Source organism: Streptomyces parvus, assembly GCF_014648875.1.
In the GTDB taxonomy this organism is placed as follows: domain Bacteria; phylum Actinomycetota; class Actinomycetes; order Streptomycetales; family Streptomycetaceae; genus Streptomyces; species Streptomyces parvus.
Genome location: NZ_BMRY01000009.1, coordinates 45,828 through 62,842, shown reverse-complemented (window position 1 = coordinate 62,842; position 17,015 = coordinate 45,828). Strand labels below are relative to the sequence as shown.

11 protein-coding genes and 3 pseudogenes are annotated in these 17,015 nt (G+C 68.6%); 8 read left to right on the top strand and 6 right to left on the bottom strand.

What is annotated here, in order from left to right:
* Nucleotides 1–9 precede the first annotated feature (9 nt).
* Nucleotides 10–486 carry a carboxymuconolactone decarboxylase family protein gene (locus tag IE140_RS25500; RefSeq protein WP_150193624.1) on the bottom strand — a complete coding sequence of 159 codons (477 nt, stop codon included), beginning with the start codon at nucleotides 484–486 and terminating at the stop codon, nucleotides 10–12.
* A 61-nt stretch (nucleotides 487–547) separates the two neighbouring features.
* Between IE140_RS25500 and IE140_RS25495 the strand changes: the two are divergent.
* Nucleotides 548–1,522: pseudogene (locus tag IE140_RS25495) on the top strand (pirin family protein); the annotation flags it as partial.
* 145 nt (nucleotides 1,523–1,667) lie between these two features.
* On the opposite strand, the gene IE140_RS25490 reads toward IE140_RS25495, so the two are convergent.
* Nucleotides 1,668–2,507 (bottom strand): alpha/beta fold hydrolase, encoded by an 840-nt coding sequence (locus IE140_RS25490; protein ID WP_150193623.1) that lies wholly within the window; start codon nucleotides 2,505–2,507, stop codon nucleotides 1,668–1,670.
* Nucleotides 2,508–3,705: 1,198 nt separating this feature from the next.
* Here IE140_RS25490 and IE140_RS25485 point away from each other — a divergent pair.
* From IE140_RS25485 to IE140_RS25470, 4 genes and pseudogenes are all read left to right on the top strand, one after another.
* Nucleotides 3,706–4,431 (top strand): flavodoxin family protein, encoded by a 726-nt coding sequence (locus IE140_RS25485; protein WP_150193622.1) that lies wholly within the window; start codon nucleotides 3,706–3,708, stop codon nucleotides 4,429–4,431.
* 35 nt (nucleotides 4,432–4,466) lie between these two features.
* Nucleotides 4,467–5,423 (top strand): DUF5996 family protein, encoded by a 957-nt coding sequence (locus tag IE140_RS25480; protein WP_150193621.1) that lies wholly within the window; start codon nucleotides 4,467–4,469, stop codon nucleotides 5,421–5,423.
* An 89-nt stretch (nucleotides 5,424–5,512) separates the two neighbouring features.
* A pseudogene (locus tag IE140_RS36540) lies at nucleotides 5,513–6,317 on the top strand (glutaminase); the annotation flags it as partial.
* A gap of 54 nt (nucleotides 6,318–6,371) precedes the next feature.
* A complete protein-coding gene (locus IE140_RS25470; protein WP_373296194.1) occupies nucleotides 6,372–6,560 on the top strand; it encodes a hypothetical protein in 189 nt (62 codons plus the stop codon).
* Between the two features lie 58 nt (nucleotides 6,561–6,618).
* Here IE140_RS25470 and IE140_RS25465 read toward each other — a convergent pair whose 3' ends face one another.
* A complete protein-coding gene (locus IE140_RS25465) occupies nucleotides 6,619–7,524 on the bottom strand; it encodes an SDR family oxidoreductase (RefSeq protein WP_150193620.1) in 906 nt (301 codons plus the stop codon).
* A 35-nt stretch (nucleotides 7,525–7,559) separates the two neighbouring features.
* On the opposite strand from IE140_RS25465, the gene IE140_RS25460 reads away from it, so the two are divergent.
* The 3 genes from IE140_RS25460 to rfbB all read left to right on the top strand — a co-directional run bounded on the left by IE140_RS25460 (nucleotide 7,560) and on the right by rfbB (nucleotide 10,632).
* Nucleotides 7,560–8,120, top strand: a complete 561-nt coding sequence (locus IE140_RS25460) for a TetR/AcrR family transcriptional regulator (RefSeq protein WP_093435763.1) — start codon at nucleotides 7,560–7,562, stop codon at nucleotides 8,118–8,120.
* A 640-nt stretch (nucleotides 8,121–8,760) separates the two neighbouring features.
* Nucleotides 8,761–9,633, top strand: coding sequence for a glucose-1-phosphate thymidylyltransferase RfbA (gene rfbA, locus IE140_RS25455; RefSeq protein WP_150193619.1), 873 nt, complete (start codon nucleotides 8,761–8,763; stop codon nucleotides 9,631–9,633).
* A 9-nt stretch (nucleotides 9,634–9,642) separates the two neighbouring features.
* Nucleotides 9,643–10,632, top strand: coding sequence for a dTDP-glucose 4,6-dehydratase (rfbB, locus tag IE140_RS25450; RefSeq protein ID WP_150193618.1), 990 nt, complete (start codon nucleotides 9,643–9,645; stop codon nucleotides 10,630–10,632).
* Nucleotides 10,633–11,179: 547 nt separating this feature from the next.
* On the opposite strand, the gene IE140_RS36180 is transcribed toward rfbB, so the two are convergent.
* The 3 genes and pseudogenes from IE140_RS36180 to IE140_RS25440 form a co-directional block, all read right to left on the bottom strand.
* On the bottom strand, nucleotides 11,180–11,944 hold the full coding sequence (locus IE140_RS36180) for a thioesterase II family protein (protein WP_093435755.1): 765 nt from the start codon (nucleotides 11,942–11,944) through the stop codon (nucleotides 11,180–11,182).
* Nucleotides 11,945–12,478: 534 nt separating this feature from the next.
* Nucleotides 12,479–13,189, bottom strand: a pseudogene (locus tag IE140_RS36675) (transposase); the annotation flags it as partial.
* Nucleotides 13,190–13,521: 332 nt separating this feature from the next.
* A complete protein-coding gene (locus IE140_RS25440) occupies nucleotides 13,522–16,383 on the bottom strand; it encodes a helix-turn-helix transcriptional regulator (protein ID WP_167533450.1) in 2,862 nt (953 codons plus the stop codon).
* Nucleotides 16,384–17,015: the final 632 nt, after the last annotated feature.

The window sequence follows — 17,015 nt, the reverse complement described above, 5'->3', positions numbered from 1 at the left end:
GCGCCGGTGTCAGGCCTCCTTCACCGGATGCCCACTCATGATCGACACACGGTTGAACGCGTTGATGCTGATGGCGACCCAGAGTACGGCCGAGATCTGCTCGTCGGTGAGAGCGTCGCGTGCCGCGACGGCCGCCCCGCCCCGCGCGGATCCGTTCAGGCTGGTCGTCGCCTCGGCCAGGGCCAGTGCGGCGCGCTCCGAGGGGGTGAAGACCTCCGTCTCGCGCCAGGCCGCCAGCAGCCCGAGGCGCTGCGGGTTCTCCCCGGCTTCGAGCGCCGCCCGCGTGTGGGCGCGCAGGCAGTAGGCACACCCGTTGATCTGGGAGACGCGGAGATTGACCAGTTCCACCAGCGTGACCGGCAGGCCGGCACGGGCGGCCGCCGCCCCGGCGGCCTGTGCGGTCCGTGCGAGAGCGCGGAAGGCTTCGGGGTCGAACTTGTCGATGAATATCTTCTTGTCGCGGCTCGATGCCGAGGTGATGGTCACTGGAAGCTCCCTGCGATCGAGATAAAGTTGAAGTATCAACTACACGTGTGGAGAGTAACGCATGAGCAACATCGAACGCGATCCCGTCAGCATGAGCCGCCCAATCGGACCGGAAGCGGCTGAGTCCGCCGTCCGTCGCGTCGAGATCCTGACGCCGCGTGATGTCCCCCTGGGTGGACCCCGGTCCATGAGCGTGCGCCGCACCCTTCCCCAACGGGCCCGCAGTTTCGTGGGCGCCTGGTGCTTCGTCGATCACTACGGACCCGACGACGTCGCCCGGCGCGGCGGGATGGATCTACCGCCGCATCCCCACACCGGCCTCCAGACGGTCACCTGGCTGTTCGACGGCGAGGTGGAGCACCGGGACAGTCTCGGCAGCCATGCCTACGTGCGCCCCGGCGAGCTCAATCTGATGACGGGGGGCCGCGGCATCTGCCACTCCGAGGTCTCCACCGTTCGCACGACCGTCCTGCACGGCGTGCAGCTGTGGGTGGCGCTGCCGGACGAACACCGCGAGGCGGAAAGGGACTTCCAGCGATACGTACCATCGCCGATCCGCATGGACGGCGCCGAGATCAGGGTGTTCCTCGGCTCCCTGCAGGAAGCGGTCTCGCCGGTGCACACCTTTACGCCGCTGCTCGGCGCGGAGCTGATTCTCGAGGCCGGCGCGTCCCTCACCCTCGACGTCGACGCGACGTTCGAGCACGGCCTTCTCGTGGACGAGGGAGACATCGAGCTGAACGGGACGACGTTGAGCCCCGCCCAACTCGGATTCCTCGGTCCGGGCATCGGCTCGTTGACTCTCCGCAACACATCTCCCGCTCGGGCCCGAGCCGTTCTGCTGGGTGGGCCGCCCTTCGAGGAGGAGATCGTCATGTGGTGGAACTTCATCGGCCGCAGCCACGACGACATCGTGCGGGCCCGCCAGGACTGGGAGGAGCGGTCCGAACGCTTCGGCGCGGTGGAAGGGTACGCAGGAGACCGGCTGCCCGCCCCGAAGCTGCCCAACGCCACGCTCACGCCCCGCCGTAATCCCCCCCAGCTCCTGAACCGCAGTCCGCGGGAGCCGAGGCCCCGCGGGCAGCCGACGTCGAACGGGGACGCGCAACGCGAAAGGCTTGTCGTGGCGCATCCCGAAGCGGCCGCCCCTGGGACCGGCGACGGAAAGGGCCGGACAGGCCTCAGCCGAGGAAGGCGCGAAGGGCCGCGTTGACCTCGTCGGCATGCGTCCAGAGCAGTCCGTGCGGGGCGCCCTCGATCTCCACGTACTGCGCCTCGGGCAGCTCACGGCGGAAGCGGCGGGCTGTCGCGTCGATGGGCAGGATCTGGTCGGCCGTTCCGTGCAGGATGAGAGCAGGCTTCCCGCTGTCGCGGACCGCCTTGACGTCCGCGCGGAAGTCCTCGATCCAGGAGGGAACGACCGCGTAGGCCGCCACGGGAGCGCTCGACGTTGCGACGTTCCAGCTCGCGGTCACGGCCTCCTGGCTGATCCGGCTGCCGAGGTTCTCGTCGAGGTTGTAGAAGTTGGCGAAGAACTGGGTGTACCAGGCGTACCGGTCTTCCTTCGCCGCTGTTGCGATTCCGTCGAACACCTCCTGCGGCACCCCTTCGGTGTTGTCGTCACGGGCGACGAGGAAGGGCTCCAGCGCGGCGAGGAACGCCAGCTTGGCGACCCTCTCGTGCCCGTACCGTGCGACGTAGCGAGCAAGCTCGCCCGTGCCCATCGAAAAGCCGACGAGAACGACATCGCGGAGATCGAGGTTCTCCAGGAGGACGTTGAGGTCGGCGGAGAACGTGTCGTAGTCGTATCCCGTGCCGGCCTTCGACGATCGGCCGAAGCCGCGACGGTCATAGGTGATGACGCGGTATCCGGCGTCCAGCAGGTCCCGCGTCTGACGCTCCCAACTGTGGCCGTTCAACGGATACCCGTGGATCAGCACGACTGGCTGACCCGCACCCTGGTCTTCGTAGTAGAGCTCGACCGGAGTGCTGTTCTCACTGCCGACGGTGATGTACCCCATCGTCTTCTCTCCTTCTGATACGGATGAACGTGCTGGTGAAATGCCCTACTCGCCCGGTGCCGAGCGGCCTGCTGTGACACGCCGGCCTCCAGGTACGACTGGGCGGCATCCCTGAACTCGATGACGCGGCCGTTCCGGAAGGGGCCGTTCTCGAACCGGAAGATGTCGACGAGGGCCGCGTCCCCGCCGGAGTGTCAGCCGCTGACCCGAATATGCGCGATGACGAAGTCGCCACCCTCGAACGCCCGCCCGGAACTCCGCTGGAATCCCTCCGCTCATGCGGAAAGACTGGATTTCTCTTCCGAGGATGTTCGTGAAGGTTGGTTGAACTCGCAACTCGCCGATGGGCCCAATAATACGAAGACTTCACGGTTTGGCAAGCCGGAAGAGGCGGTTGGCTGACTGTCGGAAATCACGTCGCCGCAGCCCGGCGGGCAGGCAGGCGAATCCGCTCAGGCCGCCCTCGCGTGACTCTTTCTCGGCCCCATGGAGCTAATTCCTTCTCTGCAGGTGGGCCGCTGCGGGCAAGTCTCTAGTTGACACGTCAAGTTCTGGTGCTAATGTACGGCGACATGTACAGGCCGCGCCGAACCGTGGGGCGCTGACTACCGCGAAGAGGGATCCCCCATGAGCAGGGAAGTCGAGGCCGGGATCGGCGCACTGCCGACGCGCGAGGAAAGCATGGCCGATCCCGCGCGGCCGCACGCTCATCAACGCTCGGGAGGACCGGCGCCTCGTCGTGATCGTCAAAACGGCCGGGCCCAAGGAACGGATCCTCGCCGGGGCCGCAGCCTCGGCCCTGACAACGCGTCCGCTCGCCCGGGCCACTTCGCCAAGTATGCGATCGGGACGATTCGAAGACGACCATCTCACTGCCTACGTATGGAAGACAGATTTCCCGAAAGTCATGAAGCGAGACCCGATTCGGTGTGAAGGGTGAACGGGGTCGGCTCAGGGTTTTGCCGGCCCGGTTCCAGGGAACCTCCGGCCACGACGTCGGCCGATTCAAGGAAACGCCCCGACATACCGTCGTGTCGCCTCCACGCCCACCTTCCGGAAGGCTTGTCTCTCCTGTGCAGAAGCGCTGGAAGCAGAGTAGGCCCGTACTCGCGCACCACCTGCCGACGACCTGCCGCGCCGGAACGAAAGGGTCGGCTCTCAGGGCCGACGGCACCGAACACCCGGAAGGACCACCGCGATGAATGCTCCCGTGATCGACAAGCCCGACTTCAGCGGGCTGAGCGCGATGTACATCAACTGCACCCTGAAGCGGTCTCCCGAGCGTAGCCACACCCAGGGTGTGATCGACCGCAGCGTGGCCATCATGGAGGCGAACGGAGTCGGCGTGGACCAGATCCGCGCCGTCGACCACGACATCGCCACCGGTGTCCGCCCGGACATGACCGAACACGGCTGGGACACCGACGAGTGGCCCGCGCTCCTTCGACGGATCCTCGCCGCCGACATCCTGGTCATCGGCGGATCGATCTGGCTCGGGGACAACAGCTCGGTGACCCGACGCGTCATCGAGCGGCTCTACGGCTACTCCGGCGTGCTCAACGAGCAGGGCCAGTACGCCTACTACGGACGTGTCGGCGGCTGCCTGATCACCGGCAACGAGGACGGCCTCAAGCACTGCGCCATGAGCATCCTCTACAGCCTCCAGCACATCGGCTTCGCCGTCCCGCCCCAGGCCGACGCCGGCTGGCTGGGTGAGGTCGGGCCGGGCCCTTCCTACCTCGACGAGGGATCCGGCGGGCCGGAGAACGAATTCGCCAACCGGAACATCTCGTTCATGACGTACAACCTCCTTCACCTCGCGTCGATGATCCGCGACGCCGGTGGCATTCCGGCCTACGGCAACCAGCGCTCGGCCTGGGACGCCGGCTGCCGTCCCGACAACGCCAACCCCGAGCACCGCTGACCCCATTGAAGGCACTGACGAGGATGTGAGACGCGATGACCGCACCAGCTTCCACGAACTGGCCGAGCCTGAGGGTCGCCGACTGGACCGCGACCCGCGACACCCTGCACATGTGGACCCAGATCGTGGGCAAGATCCGGATGGCCCACGCCCCGCTCGTCAACCACTGGTGGCAGGTGACGCTGTACGTCAGCCCCCGCGGACTGACGACGTCGACCATCCCCTACCGTTCCGGGGCGTTCGAGATCGAATTCGACTTCGTCGGCCACCGGCTCGAAGTCCGCAGCAGCGACGGCGGAGTGCGCGGCTTCCCACTCAGGCCCATGGCGGTGGCCGAGTTCTACGCCCAGGTCCTGCACACGCTCGACGAGCTCGGGATCGAGGCCCCGATCCACCCGTGTCCCAACGAGGTCGAACCGGCCATCCCCTTCGCCGAGGACCACGATCACGCCTCCTACGACGGTGAGGCGGCGACCCTGTTCTGGCGACAGCTGCTGCAGGCGAACCGGGTCATGGGGGAGTTCCGGTCGCACTTCGTGGGCAAAGTCAGCCCGGTGCACTTCTTCTGGGGAGCGATGGATCTCGCCTGCACCCGCTTCTCCGGGCGGGTGGCTCCTCCGCACCCCGGCGGCGCACCCAACTGCGGGGACTGGGTCATGGTCGAGGGCTACTCCCGGGAGCTCTCCAGCTGCGGATTCTGGCCCGGCGGCGGCGAGGAAGGAGCCTTCTACGCGTACGCCTACCCCGAACCCGAAGGATTCGCCGGCTACCCGGTCGCTCCCGAAGGCGCCTTCTTCAGCTCCGAGTTCAAGCAGTTCCTGCTGCCCTACGAAGCTGTCCGCTCCGCACCCGACCCCGATCGCGCGGTCTCCGAGTTTCTGCACACCACCTACGAGGCCGCCGCGGTGCTCGGAGAGTGGGACCGCGCCGCGTTGGAGGACGACCCCTTCCGGTGGGACGGAGTCTCCACGCCCCGTTGGTCGCCCCGGTAACCCGTCGCAGTCTCTTGGCCTCTGACATCTGTCATTCGCGGCGATGACGGCTGTCACCGGCAGTCGTGACGGCTCGCCCTGCCACAAGGGCATGCGCAGCCATGCTCCGCGGCCACCGCATTCTCGTCGAGCACGCGCGGGCCGTCGTCGGCTATACCCGCCAGTGTTCCGTGCTGGTCAGCACACGCGATCTGGCCATGATGGCGGCGACGTTGGCGAACCGCGGGATGAACCCTCTCTCGGGCGAGCAGGTGGTGCCGGAACCGGTGGTGCGCCAGGTGCTGAGCGTCATGTTCAGCTGCGGAATGTATGACGCGGCCGGCGACTGGGGCACCCAGGTCGGCATCCCCGCGAGGAGCGGGGTTGCCGGGGGTCTGATCGGCGCGCTCCCCGGACAGATCGGCATCGCCGCGTTCTCACCGAGACCGGACTGCCACGGGAACAGCGTTCGGGGGGGTGTCACTGTTCGAACGGTTCTCCTCGGACATGGGTCTGCATGTGATGGAGGTCCCCGCCACCGCGCGTGCGACTCTGCGAACCAGCCAGGTCAACAGCAGCGGACCGCATACCCTGCGCGCACTTCAGCTACAAGGCGGCATCGGATTCGCCGGAGCCGAGAGGATCGTCCGGGAAACCGTGGACACCTCGTACGCGGAGACCGAGGTGGCTCTGGATCTCACGCGGGTCCATTCGATCGACGACGTGGCCCGGCGGATGCTTCTGGAAGTCATGCGTCGGCTGACGCCAGACGGCCACGAGGTCTACTTGGTCGACCCGGACTCGGTCATGCCCGCCCCCGATCCAGGCGAAGGCGGCCGAGTGACCGTAGTGAACAGCCTGGACGAGGCCGTTGCCGCACAGGAGGGGCTGCCCCGGGGCGGGAGCCGACCGTAGGGGAGAGGGGCTCGACGATGCCGTGGCGGAAACCGCGGCAGTGCCGCCACCTCGGTGAACGGATCAGTTGGATGGTTCGGGCAAACACCCCCGGCCGGATATCAGGCGATCGAAGGCGCAGCGCCCCTGCACGTCGAGCACGTCCGCCAACTGTTCATCGGCGCCTTGACGAAGGACGAGCTGGACGCGCTCACCAGGATTTCGAGCCGCGTCGTCGCTCACCTGGAGGCGCATCCCGACTGAGGCTCCGGCCCTGGGCCGGGTGGCGTACGACGGCTCAGTCGTGACCGGGTCGGGCGATTCAGCCGGCGGTCCGGCTGAAGTCGGAGGCGTGGTCGCGGGCCCACTGCGCGTAGGAGCGGCCCGGGCGGCCGAGGACGTCGGTGAGCGAGCGGTAGGCGCTGTCGGGCGGGGGAGTGGACTCGAGGGGCTCGTCGGTGGCGTCTTCCACCCCGTCGTAGCTGGTGAGGCCGTACAGCCAGTCGGCGTTGTCGGCGGCGAACCCGCCTTGTTCGTGGTAGAAGTTCCGCGCCTGCTCGGGCGTCACCTCGTCGAGGGTGATGGGGTCTCCGACAGCCGCGGCGATGGCGGCGACCTGCTCGCGTTTGGTGAGTGTGTCGGGACCGATGATGGTGTCGACGCGTCCGCGGCGGCGCGGATCGAGAAGGTCGGCGACGATGACGTCGGCAATGTCTTCCTCATGAATGGGGTTGCCGGCCTGTTCGGGGTACGGCTCCACCACCCGTCGGCCGGAGCGGATGGACGGCCCCCAGATGAGCAGGGCGTTGGTGGCGAACTCGCCGGGTCTGACGATCGACCAGTCGAGCCCGGACTCCTGCACCGCACGCTCGACCGGCAGGTTGTAGGTGGTGTCGTAGCCCGCGGTCACGGCGGCGGACGACACGACCACGATGTGCTCGATGCCCGCTGCCCGCGCGCGGGCCACGACGTCGACGGCGGTGTCCGGTACCGCGATGAGCACCAGAGCGGTAGCCGCTGTGAAGGCGCTCTCGAGCGTTGAGGGTTCGTGGAGATCACCGGCCACCACGTCCACGGGGGCAGGCAGATTGCTGTGCCGGGGACGCCGGGAGACAGCCCGGACGGGCCCGTTGCGGCGCAGTAGCCCGTCGACGACGCGCCGGCCGAGTATACCGGTCGCGCCGGTCACCACGGTGAGAGGCAGTGTCTGATCATTGTGAGACGTCATAGTCTCATAATGGCACTGTGTCTTATGATCCGGCAATGGAACTGTCACCGCAGAAGCAGCGCACACGCCGTGCCATCCTCGATGCGGCGGCCGGGGAGTGGGCTCGGGATCCCGCTGTGAGCCTCAGCCGTATCGCCGCCGCGGCCGGAGTGGGCCGGGCGACCATCCATCGCTACTTCCCGGACCGTGAGCATCTCCGGTCCGCACTCACCAGTGACTCCTGGTCGTCCCTGCACGCGGCGATCGTCGAAGCTGCTCCCGGTACCGGATCGGTGCTGGAGGTGATCGACCGGATCGTCAGCGCCATGGTCCACGTCGGTGACCGTGTGCTGTTCCTGTTCGCCTCGGCGGAGGGAACGCCTTCCGACGCGGACACCTCGGTCGCGAGCGCGGTCGACGAGATCCTCCTCGCGGAGATCGAGCGAGGGCAGCAGGAGGGTGAAGTCGACGCCACGGTCCCGGCCCCGTGGATCCAGCGCATGGTGTGGAGCATCGTCTACACGGGCCTCCACGCAACCGGCGATGGGCTCGTTGCACGCCACGGTGTGGATGACCTGATCCGCTGGACGCTGCGGGGTGCGATCAGCGCGCGGTGAGGCGCGGCCGCGAGCCTGCGCCGCTACCGCTGGGAACTGCAGGGCACCGCCTATGCTCACGCTGCTGATCCAGGTGCCCAGCCGGACCGGTCCGTGAGGTGCCTCTTCAACGTGGGCTCGGGGTACGACGACCCGGCCCTCCCGTGTGGCGTTCTGGGTGAGCGCGGTGATGCCCCGCTCGAACGCCGCGCCCTTCCCGGCTGGGGCGGCGGGAGCGGTGTCGGTCCGGGGCTTGAGCCCGAGTTGTGGCTGTCTTTGGAGGGCGGGTGTGCCGGCGGGGTTGTCGCTGTTGTTCTTTCCGGCCGGTTCGTGTGTGCCGTGGCCGGGGTGGCGGGTGGTCGTGTCCTCGGGTGGGGGCTGCGGTTGTTGTCCGGGGGCTGCCGGGTCCGGGGCGGTGCTGTGTGCCGTGGCTCTGGCGTGGTGTCGGTGGTGGGGTGTGTTTGCGTTGGGGAAGGCTGGGTGGGGTGGGTTTTTGGGGTTGTGTGGTGTGGTTTGTGGTTGCTGGTGTTTTTGTTGTTGTGGTGGACGTGGTGTTGTGCTGGGCGTTAGTATTCTTTTGTGTTTTCGGCGTGTTCTGGGCTGGGTGGTGGTCTGCCTGGTCCGTCCCGGGTTCTTCGTTGGTTGCGGGGGGTTGGCCGGTATGAAGGGTATTGTTCTGGCGGGGGGGAGCGGGACGCGTCTTTATCCGCTGACTCATACGGTTTCCAAGCATTTACTTCCTGTTTACAACAAGCCGATGATTTATTATCCGTTGTCGGTTCTGATGCTCGGTGGTATCAGGGATGTTCTGGTGATATCGACTCCGTCGCATGTCGGTATGTTCCGGGGGCTGCTGGGTGACGGGAGCCGGCTCGGTCTTTCTATTGAGTATGCTGAGCAGTCGCAGGCCAATGGTATCGCGGAGGCTTTCGTTATCGGCGAGAAGTTCATCGGTGATGATACGGTCGCGTTGATTCTGGGTGACAATATTTTTCATGGTCCTGGTCTTTCGGGTCTGTTGAGTGAGCAGTGCCGGGATGTTGACGGGTGTGTGCTGTTCGGTTATGCGGTGAAGGATCCGGAGCGTTATGGTGTCGGGGAGGTCGATGGCCGGGGCGGGCTGGTGTCGCTGGTGGAGAAGCCGGCCGATCCGAGGTCGAATCTGGCGATCACCGGGCTTTATCTCTATGACAACGGGGTGGTGGACATCGCACGGTCGGTCAGGCCGTCCGCGCGTGGTGAGCTGGAGATCACGGATGTCAATAAGGAGTATCTCCGGCAGGGCAGGGCCAGGCTGGTCGATCTGGGCCGGGGGTTCGCGTGGCTCGACACCGGTACGCATGATTCGTTGCTCCAGGCCGGGCAGTACATACAGGTCCTGGAGGAGCGTCAGGGCGTACGGATCGCTTGTCTGGAAGAGATCGCTTTCCGTATGGGGTTCATTGATTCCGCTGCTTGTTACGCGTTGGGCGGGCAGCTGGGTAATTCGGACTACGGTGCCTATCTCATGGCCATCGCGAGTGCGGATCGCTGAGGGGGCGGCATGCGTATCGTTGTGACCGGCGGTGCCGGGTTCATCGGGTCCCACTTCGTCCGGCAGTCCCTGACCGGTGCGTACACCGGTGGTGTGGTGCCCGAGGTGGTGGTGTTGGACAAGCTCACCTATGCCGGGAACCGGGCGAACCTGGCCCCGGTCGCGGATGATCCGCGGCTGGACTTCGTGCACGGTGATATCGGTGACCGCGCACTGGCGGCGGAGGTGCTGCAGAAGGGGGACCTGGTTGTGCATTTCGCCGCGGAGTCACATGTGGACCGCTCGATCAACGGGTCCGAGGATTTCATCCGGACGAATGTGCTCGGTACCCAGGTTTTGCTGGAGGTGTCGCTGCGTGCCGGGGTCGAGAAGTTCGTCCATGTCTCGACGGACGAGGTCTACGGCTCGATCGATGAGGGGTCGTGGAGTGAGGACCGGCCGCTGGAGCCGAACTCCCCCTATTCGGCGTCGAAGGCGTCTTCCGATCTTCTGGTACGGGCGTTCCACCGCACACACGGGCTGCCGGTGTGTGTCACCCGGTGTTCCAACAACTACGGGCCGTACCAGAACCCCGAGAAAGTGATTCCGCTTTTTGTGACGCGGTTGCTGGACGGGAGCAGGGTGCCGCTCTACGGGGACGGCGGCCATGTACGGGACTGGCTGCATGTGGATGACCACTGCCGGGCCGTCGCGCTGGTGGCGGAAAAAGGTGAGGCGGGCGGGGTGTACAACATCGGTGGTGGTACCGAGCTGGCGAACCGTGAACTCACGGAACGGCTGCTGCGTATGACTGGTGCGGATTGGTCCATGGTGGAGCGTGTGGCGGACCGCAAGGGTCACGATCGCCGGTACTCGGTCGATATCACGAAGATTTCCACGGAACTCGGTTATCGCCCGCAGGTCTCTTTTGACGAGGGACTGGCGGAGACCGTCGAGTGGTACAAGAAGCGGCGCGACTGGTGGGAGCCGTTGAAAGGGCCCGGGGCGCCGTCCAGGTAGACCGGGGCCGGGCGGCCCTGTGTTCCGGATGATCGTGCTCAGCCGCTACGTGTCCGGTCCGGGGCGGATGGAGAGGGCGGAATGCATGACGTCGCCGTGGCGGCACTTCCGTATTTCCGGCCGGCCGGAAATACGGGTGGAACCCTGTGCGGTGGCCGGTGGCTGTGAAGTAATTCCTGTCCCGTCGGCGAGGTAATTCCTGTCCTGCCGGTCACGGGGCGGTGTGTTTCCGGGAGCCGGTGCCGCGGCGGGGTTGATTGCTGCCGTGAAGGTTTCTGCGCGGCCCGCCAGCCCGCCGACCCGCCGACCGACTACAGGTGCCTGTCGCGGCGGGACACGGTGTCTGCGCCGCACCTGCCGGGGTGTGCGCCGCGTGCCTGTTGTTCCTGCCCGTGCGTGTGAGCTGTGGGGGCCGCCTCGTTCTCGCCGAGGCTGTCGGTCCACCCGGCTCTCCGCGTCAGGGGCCGGGGCTGGGGTGGGTTCGTGTGGGTGGTTGTCCGTCTGTCTTGCGGTGTGCTGCTGGTCCCGTGGGGTTGCCGGGGCGGTCTCAGCGTTCGGTGGTGGCGGGAACCAGCCATGCGGCGATCTCCTCGGTCACTGCCGGGGCGTGGGTGTTGAGGTAGAAGTGACCGCCGGGGTAGACGGTCATGTCGAACCGTCCGGTGGTGTGGTCGGCCCATGTGCGTACTTCGTCGGTGCTGGCTTTGGGGTCGGTGTCTCCGGTCAGGGCGTGGAGGGGCGTTGACAGGGGCGGGCCGGGCTCGTAGCGGTAGGTTTCGGCGGCTTTGTAGTCGGCGCGGATCGAGGGCATGACCATGCGCTTGATCTCGTCGTCCTCGAGGAGTTGGGACTGGGTGCCGTCCAGACGCCTGATTTCTTCCAGCAGGCCGTCGTCGTCGCGCAGGTGGACTCGTTCGTCCCGGTGTGCGCTCGGTGCCCGCCGCCCGGACGGGATGAGTGCGGCGGGCACGATGCCCTGTGCTTCCATGCGCAGAGCCACTTCGAAGGCGACCGAGGCGCCCAGGCTGTGTCCGAACAGTGCCAGCGGTTTGTCCTGCCAGGGGGCGATGACGTCGACGATGCGGTCGGCCAGGTCCCGTACCGTTTCCAGGCACGGTTCGTTCCTGCGGTCCTGCCTGCCGGGGTACTGCACGGCCAGGGTCTCGACGCGCGGAGCGAGACGCTGTGAGACGGGGTAGAAGTAGCTCGCGGAGCCTCCCGCGTGCGGGAGGCAGAGCAGCCGGACGGGTGCCTGGGGTGCGGGATGGAAGCGGCGCACCCACAGGTCGGCCGCGTCGCTGTTCGTCGCCATCGCGTTTGTCGTCCCTTCACACCGGTGGGTGTCCGCCCCCGAGTGGGAGAGGTCCCCTTCGAGGTTCGCCGTCTGCGCCGCCGCCGGCGCGCGGCCGCACACAGGTCCAGGCCCAGACGATCCCAGCGCCACCGGCCGCCGACAACCCCTAACGATCGCGGACGGCCACCCGCCCCCTCCCGCCCGGGGTGCGGTCCGCCCGGGGTGCCGTCGGCCCCGGTTGCCGTCGGCCCGGGTTGCGGTCGGCCCGGGGTGCCGTCGGGTTGTGGTTGTACTCCGGTGCGGGTTCGTGATCTGTCCAGCGGGTTCGCCGGTGGACCGTCGTCGGCAGTGGCTGCGCCGGGTTGTTGCCTGGTGGCGTCTGCGCCAGGCGGACCGGTACGGCGGCCTGGCCACGGACATAGCCGGTGGGATCAGGAGGACGGTGAGCAGGTGGCGGATTTCCGGGGCGGTCGACGCGATCGGTTCGCGACTGCGGGTGGGGTGGTGCGGATCGGCGGGCCGGTTGGGAGCCGCGCCGGCTGCGATGGCGGGCCAGGAACGCCGGGGCGGCCGGCGGGGGTGTCCGCGCGGACACCGGGTGCGTCCCTGGTTGATCCGGACCCTGGTGGAGCGGGCCACGGCCAGGACGTGGCCGGTGCTGCTGCCCTCCGGACGGGCACGCAGGTGCGGGTCCTGGCCGCAGGCTTCGTCGCCGGTCACCCGGGAAGCGGTGATGCCCGCTTCCAGCGCGGCGGCGGTCATCTCCCCGGTGGCGGGGCGGGGCTTGGCCGCCAACTGCACCTCGTCGGGTATCCCGGCAGCGCGGCGGCGCTGCGGATCACAGCACCGGGAATGCTCGGGAAGGCAGAGCCGACGGCCGGTCAGAGCCCGTCCCCGGTCGGTGGCGTAGGCGGGGAGCACCCCTGCCCGGCTGTTCTCGATGCGTCCCGCGGTGCCGGTGTACTGCCGCTGCACCCCGCCGAGGCCCGGCCCTTCTGCAGGAAGCCGGTCTCGCCGACGAGAGCACCGCCGTCGCTGCCCGGATGTCCGATGGCACAGGTGCGGACGTCGTCGCGGGGCGGCATCCGCGTTCCGACGGGCGTAGCGCAGCAGGTGCTGCACCGGCCCGGGCCGGGCACGGCCGGCCTGTCCGGTCGGCCGGCGGCAGTTCTTCCGCCCGGCACCCGGCAGCAGCCCGGGCAGGTGGGCGCGGGCGGCCGCCCGGGGCTCCACTCGCCCGGACCGGCCCGCGATCCGGGCCATGACCGGGTCGGACACCGGCCGCCGGCGGGCAGGGGCGACGCCATGGCCCGCGGCCACCGCACGATCTTCAGGAGTCCGCACAACCCTCGATGATCACGCGGTGGCCTTACCCGTTCCCGGCCGGGCCCGGCTCAGGACCGCGAAGCCGGACCGTAGTACTAGGGGGGCGGGTGAGTAGGGGTGTGGCGTGGGGCTGTGGCCGGTGCCCGCCGCGGGTCGGGTTTCTCCTTCCGGGACAGAGAGCGCCGGGTTTCTCCTTCCGGGACAGAGGGCGGGGGCGGTGGGTGTGGGTCGGCCCGGTGTCTGCCGGCCGGGCCTGCGGGCAGGCTGGTTCATGCCATCGGCTCGGCCAGTGCCAGGAGCCGGTTCGGGAGGTCTGTGCGGCTCTTGACGTCGAGCTTGCGGTATACCCGGGTGAGGTGTTGTTCCACCGTGCTCACCGTGATGTAGAGCTCGTTGGAGATCTGCCGGTTGGTGCGTCCCCGGGCGGCCAGTACGGCGACCCGGCGCTCGGCCTCGCTCAGGAGGCTGTCCGGGTCCAGGGCCTCGAAGCCGTCCTGAGCCGGATCGGGGGGTGCGTCCGCCGTCGACGCCGTGCCGGGTGCGCTGTGTTCTTCCGTCCGCTGGGGCAGTGCCGGGGTCCGGGCCGGCAGGCCGGCGCGGCGGACGAACAGCCGGGCAGGTGTGGGGTCGCCGGCCCGGGGGAGTGTCTGGCCCGTGTCGGACAGGGCGTGGGCCAGCTCGTGCTGGTCGCGGCACGACTGCAGCACGGTCACCGCTTTGGACAGCAGCTTGCGCCGGTGGTCCGGGCCGGCCGTGGAGGCCAGGAGCCGCAGTGCCCGGCCCCGGGTGCGGTCGTCCAGTCCGTGGGAGACCTGGAGCTGTTCCTGCAGCAGCTGCGCGGCGTGTGTTCCGTTGCCGAGGCCGAGCTGTACGCGGGCCAGTTCCAGGCGCCAGGGAAACAGTGCGGCCACGTCGATGCCCCAGGAACGGACCAGTTCACCGCACCGGTGCAGATCGGTGGAGGCGGCCTGGTGCTGTCCCACGGCCAGGTGGTGCCGGCCCCGGGCGATCAGGTAGTGCGCGCCCACCGGGGTGCGGAAGACGCCGGCCGGCACCGGTCGGCGCAGCCAGCGGTCGGCCTCGAACAGCCGGCCGCTCTCGGTCGTGCAGGTGATCAGCGTGCCCAGCGGGCCACCGACGGCGACGCCCCACGCCGGTGCGGGCAGATCCTCCAGGGCCGACCGCGCGCCCCGTTCCGCCACGTCCAGGTCTCCCAGGCGCAGTGCCGCTTCCGCGTGGATCGCCCGCACGACGCCCCGCCAGGCCGGTGTGTGCTGGAGGCCCGGCCGGGCGAGCAGCCGTCCGCCCCAGACCGCGACCCGGTCGGAGCGGCCGGCGCACAGCAGTGCCAGGAGGGGGGCGGTCAGCAGGCCCAGGGAGCCGCTGTCCGGATGGTGCTGCTCCAGCAGCTGTTCCGCGGCGGCCACCGTGTCCGCACCGTCGGCCGGCATCAGCGCGTTGCCGAGCACCGATACGGCCTGCAGCTGCGGACTGCCGGGGTGCTGCGCTGCCGCCGCCCGTATCCAGGAGCCCGGATCCTCCCGTACCGTCCTGAGGTGGTCCGGATGGGACAGGGCGAGCAGGAGGCGGTTCAGGCGCAGTTCGTCCGACGCGGGGCCGTGGTCGTCCGCGCCGCAGCCGCTGATCGCCTCGGCCGCTTCTTCCGCCCGTCCTTGCCACAGCAGGTACGGGACCGCGGCCAGCGCTGTGGAAGGAACCGATTCGTCGGTCCGTGCCGCTTCCACGAGCCGGCTCACCTGACCGTTCACCGCCAGGGGGTTGACCTGCCAGCGGGCGGTGATCATCATCGCGGCCAGCGAGTTGCGCCGGCCCTCGTCGGTCTCGGCCCGGATGCCCAGGCGCAGACACGCGGCGGCGTGGTCGGGGCGGCCGGAGGACAGTGCGTGCGCCGCGGCGTCCCTGAGGACGGGTGCCACCCAGGCGCCGTCCGTCCACGCGGAGGCGACCAGGTGCTCGGCGACCACGCTCGCCTCCGCGCCGTTCTCGTGCAGCATCTCGGCCGCCCGCTGGTGCAGCCGGCGGCGTTCCTCGGCCGGGATGTCGCAGCGCACCGCGTGCAGGATCCGCGGATGGCGCAGCTGGCCGGTGCTGATGAGCCCCGCGCCCTGCAGGGCCCGGACGGCGGGCACGATGGAGTCGGGCAGGACGTCGAGCAGCTGGCCGAGCAGGTCCTGCGAGGCCGGGCCGTTCAGCACGGCGAGGGCCTGCGCCACCCGGCGTACGGCCGGCTCGTGGCGGTAGAGGCAGTCGAGCACGGCCCGGTCGAAGGTGCCGCCGGCTCTCGCTCCGGTCGAGGGGGCGCTGTCGGTCTCGCGGTTCGCCTGTTCGTGGAACAGCGCCTGGGTCAGCAGCGGATTGCCGCCGGTCACCCGCAGGATCCGCCTGGCCTCCTCGCGTATGTCCTGTGCCCCGGCCTTGTCGCCGCGTACGTCGAGCACCCCGGCCTTGCTGCCGAGCAGCCGGGAGAAGGAGTCGAGGGTCAGCAGCGGCAGGCTGACGCGGGCGAAGCGCGGCAGGCTGCGCAGTTCCGCGTGGAACAGCGGATGCGCCGGATGGAGCGTGGTCGCCTCCGAGAGCACCACCATGATGCGTGCGTTTCTCAGTCTGCGGGTGACGTACAGCAGACAGTGCAGCGAGGCGGCGTCCGCGTGCTGGAGGTCGTCGACCGCCAGTACCAGGGGCCCCCGCCCGGCCAGTGCCAGGAACGTGTCGAAGGCGGTCCGCAGCAGCGGTGCCCAGAGCCCGTCCGCCGTCAGGGACTCCGTTAATATCTCGGCCGCCGTGTCGCGCCCTGCGTCCGACGCGGGCACCGACAGCGCGACCTCGCGTATCAGCTCCTCGACCTGCCCGATCTCCTCAGGTCTGACCCGCGCGCTGTGCAGGAGCTGTCCGAGCACTCCGAAATGGAGCCCCTGCTCGGCCCGCGACCCGGCGGCGCTCAGCACCTGCCCGCCGGCGTTGGCGGCCCACTCCCCGAAGGTCTCCAGAACCTGGGTCTTACCGCTTCCCACAGCGCCGGTGACCAGCACCACCTGTCCGTGTCCGTGTTTCTCACAGGTACGGAAAGCCCAGTGTAGATGGGCCAGTTGTTCGTCTCGATGGACCAGCATGACTGGCGTCTGCCTCCCCGCTAGCAGTTCCGAACGGGGGTCGCCAGGCACTGGCCGGCACAGCTTCCGTGCCGCCCCCGTTCGCACGTGTCCGAGCGCGTACAGGGGTTTCCCCCGGGCCGTGTGTGCGGTGGCCCTTCCAAACTGTTTCGAACCGCACTTGCCCTCGACAAGGGCAAGTGTTGGTAAATCTTTCACAAGTACCAGCCGGGCCACAACGGCACCGGCTAACAACATGGCCGATGCTGCGGCGAGTTGCCGACAAGATGCCGCGGCAGCCCCGCGAAGCCCCTGGCAGACGTGCTGCCGCAGCCGACCGTATATCCGCGCCGACTCGGATTGAAATTTAACCTTTACACGTTTTGAGTTTTTATGTTCGGCGATGTTCTCGGGGCGTTTGTTTGTTTTCCGGCAGAGTGGCCCGCCGGGTGCCCGCCCCGGTGCGGGCACCCGGCGGCCGTGCGCACCGCACGGCGGCGATGCGGTGGTTCGGCGGGAAGGGCCGTGCCGTGCCCTCCCTTCCGCGAAGCGGGCGCACCGTGCGCCGCCCGGCCGCCCTTCGGGCGACGACGGCCGTTTGACGGCAGCCGGCAGGGCTTGGTCATGCCGGTGCGGGCTCCGGCATGCCGCGG

Bases quoted from the DNA above. Each gene is read 5' to 3' on its own strand.
- IE140_RS25490 (WP_150193623.1), bottom strand. From the start codon at position 2,507: ATGGGGTACATCACCGTCGGCAGTGAGAACAGCACTCCGGTCGAGCTC.
- IE140_RS25485 (WP_150193622.1), top strand. From the start codon at position 3,706: ATGAATGCTCCCGTGATCGACAAGCCCGACTTCAGCGGGCTGAGCGCG.
- IE140_RS25480 (WP_150193621.1), top strand. From the start codon at position 4,467: ATGACCGCACCAGCTTCCACGAACTGGCCGAGCCTGAGGGTCGCCGAC.
- IE140_RS25465 (WP_150193620.1), bottom strand. From the start codon at position 7,524: ATGACGTCTCACAATGATCAGACACTGCCTCTCACCGTGGTGACCGGC.
- IE140_RS25460 (WP_093435763.1), top strand. From the start codon at position 7,560: ATGGAACTGTCACCGCAGAAGCAGCGCACACGCCGTGCCATCCTCGAT.
- rfbA (WP_150193619.1), top strand. From the start codon at position 8,761: ATGAAGGGTATTGTTCTGGCGGGGGGGAGCGGGACGCGTCTTTATCCG.
- rfbB (WP_150193618.1), top strand. From the start codon at position 9,643: ATGCGTATCGTTGTGACCGGCGGTGCCGGGTTCATCGGGTCCCACTTC.
- IE140_RS36180 (WP_093435755.1), bottom strand. From the start codon at position 11,944: ATGGCGACGAACAGCGACGCGGCCGACCTGTGGGTGCGCCGCTTCCAT.
- IE140_RS25440 (WP_167533450.1), bottom strand. From the start codon at position 16,383: ATGCTGGTCCATCGAGACGAACAACTGGCCCATCTACACTGGGCTTTC.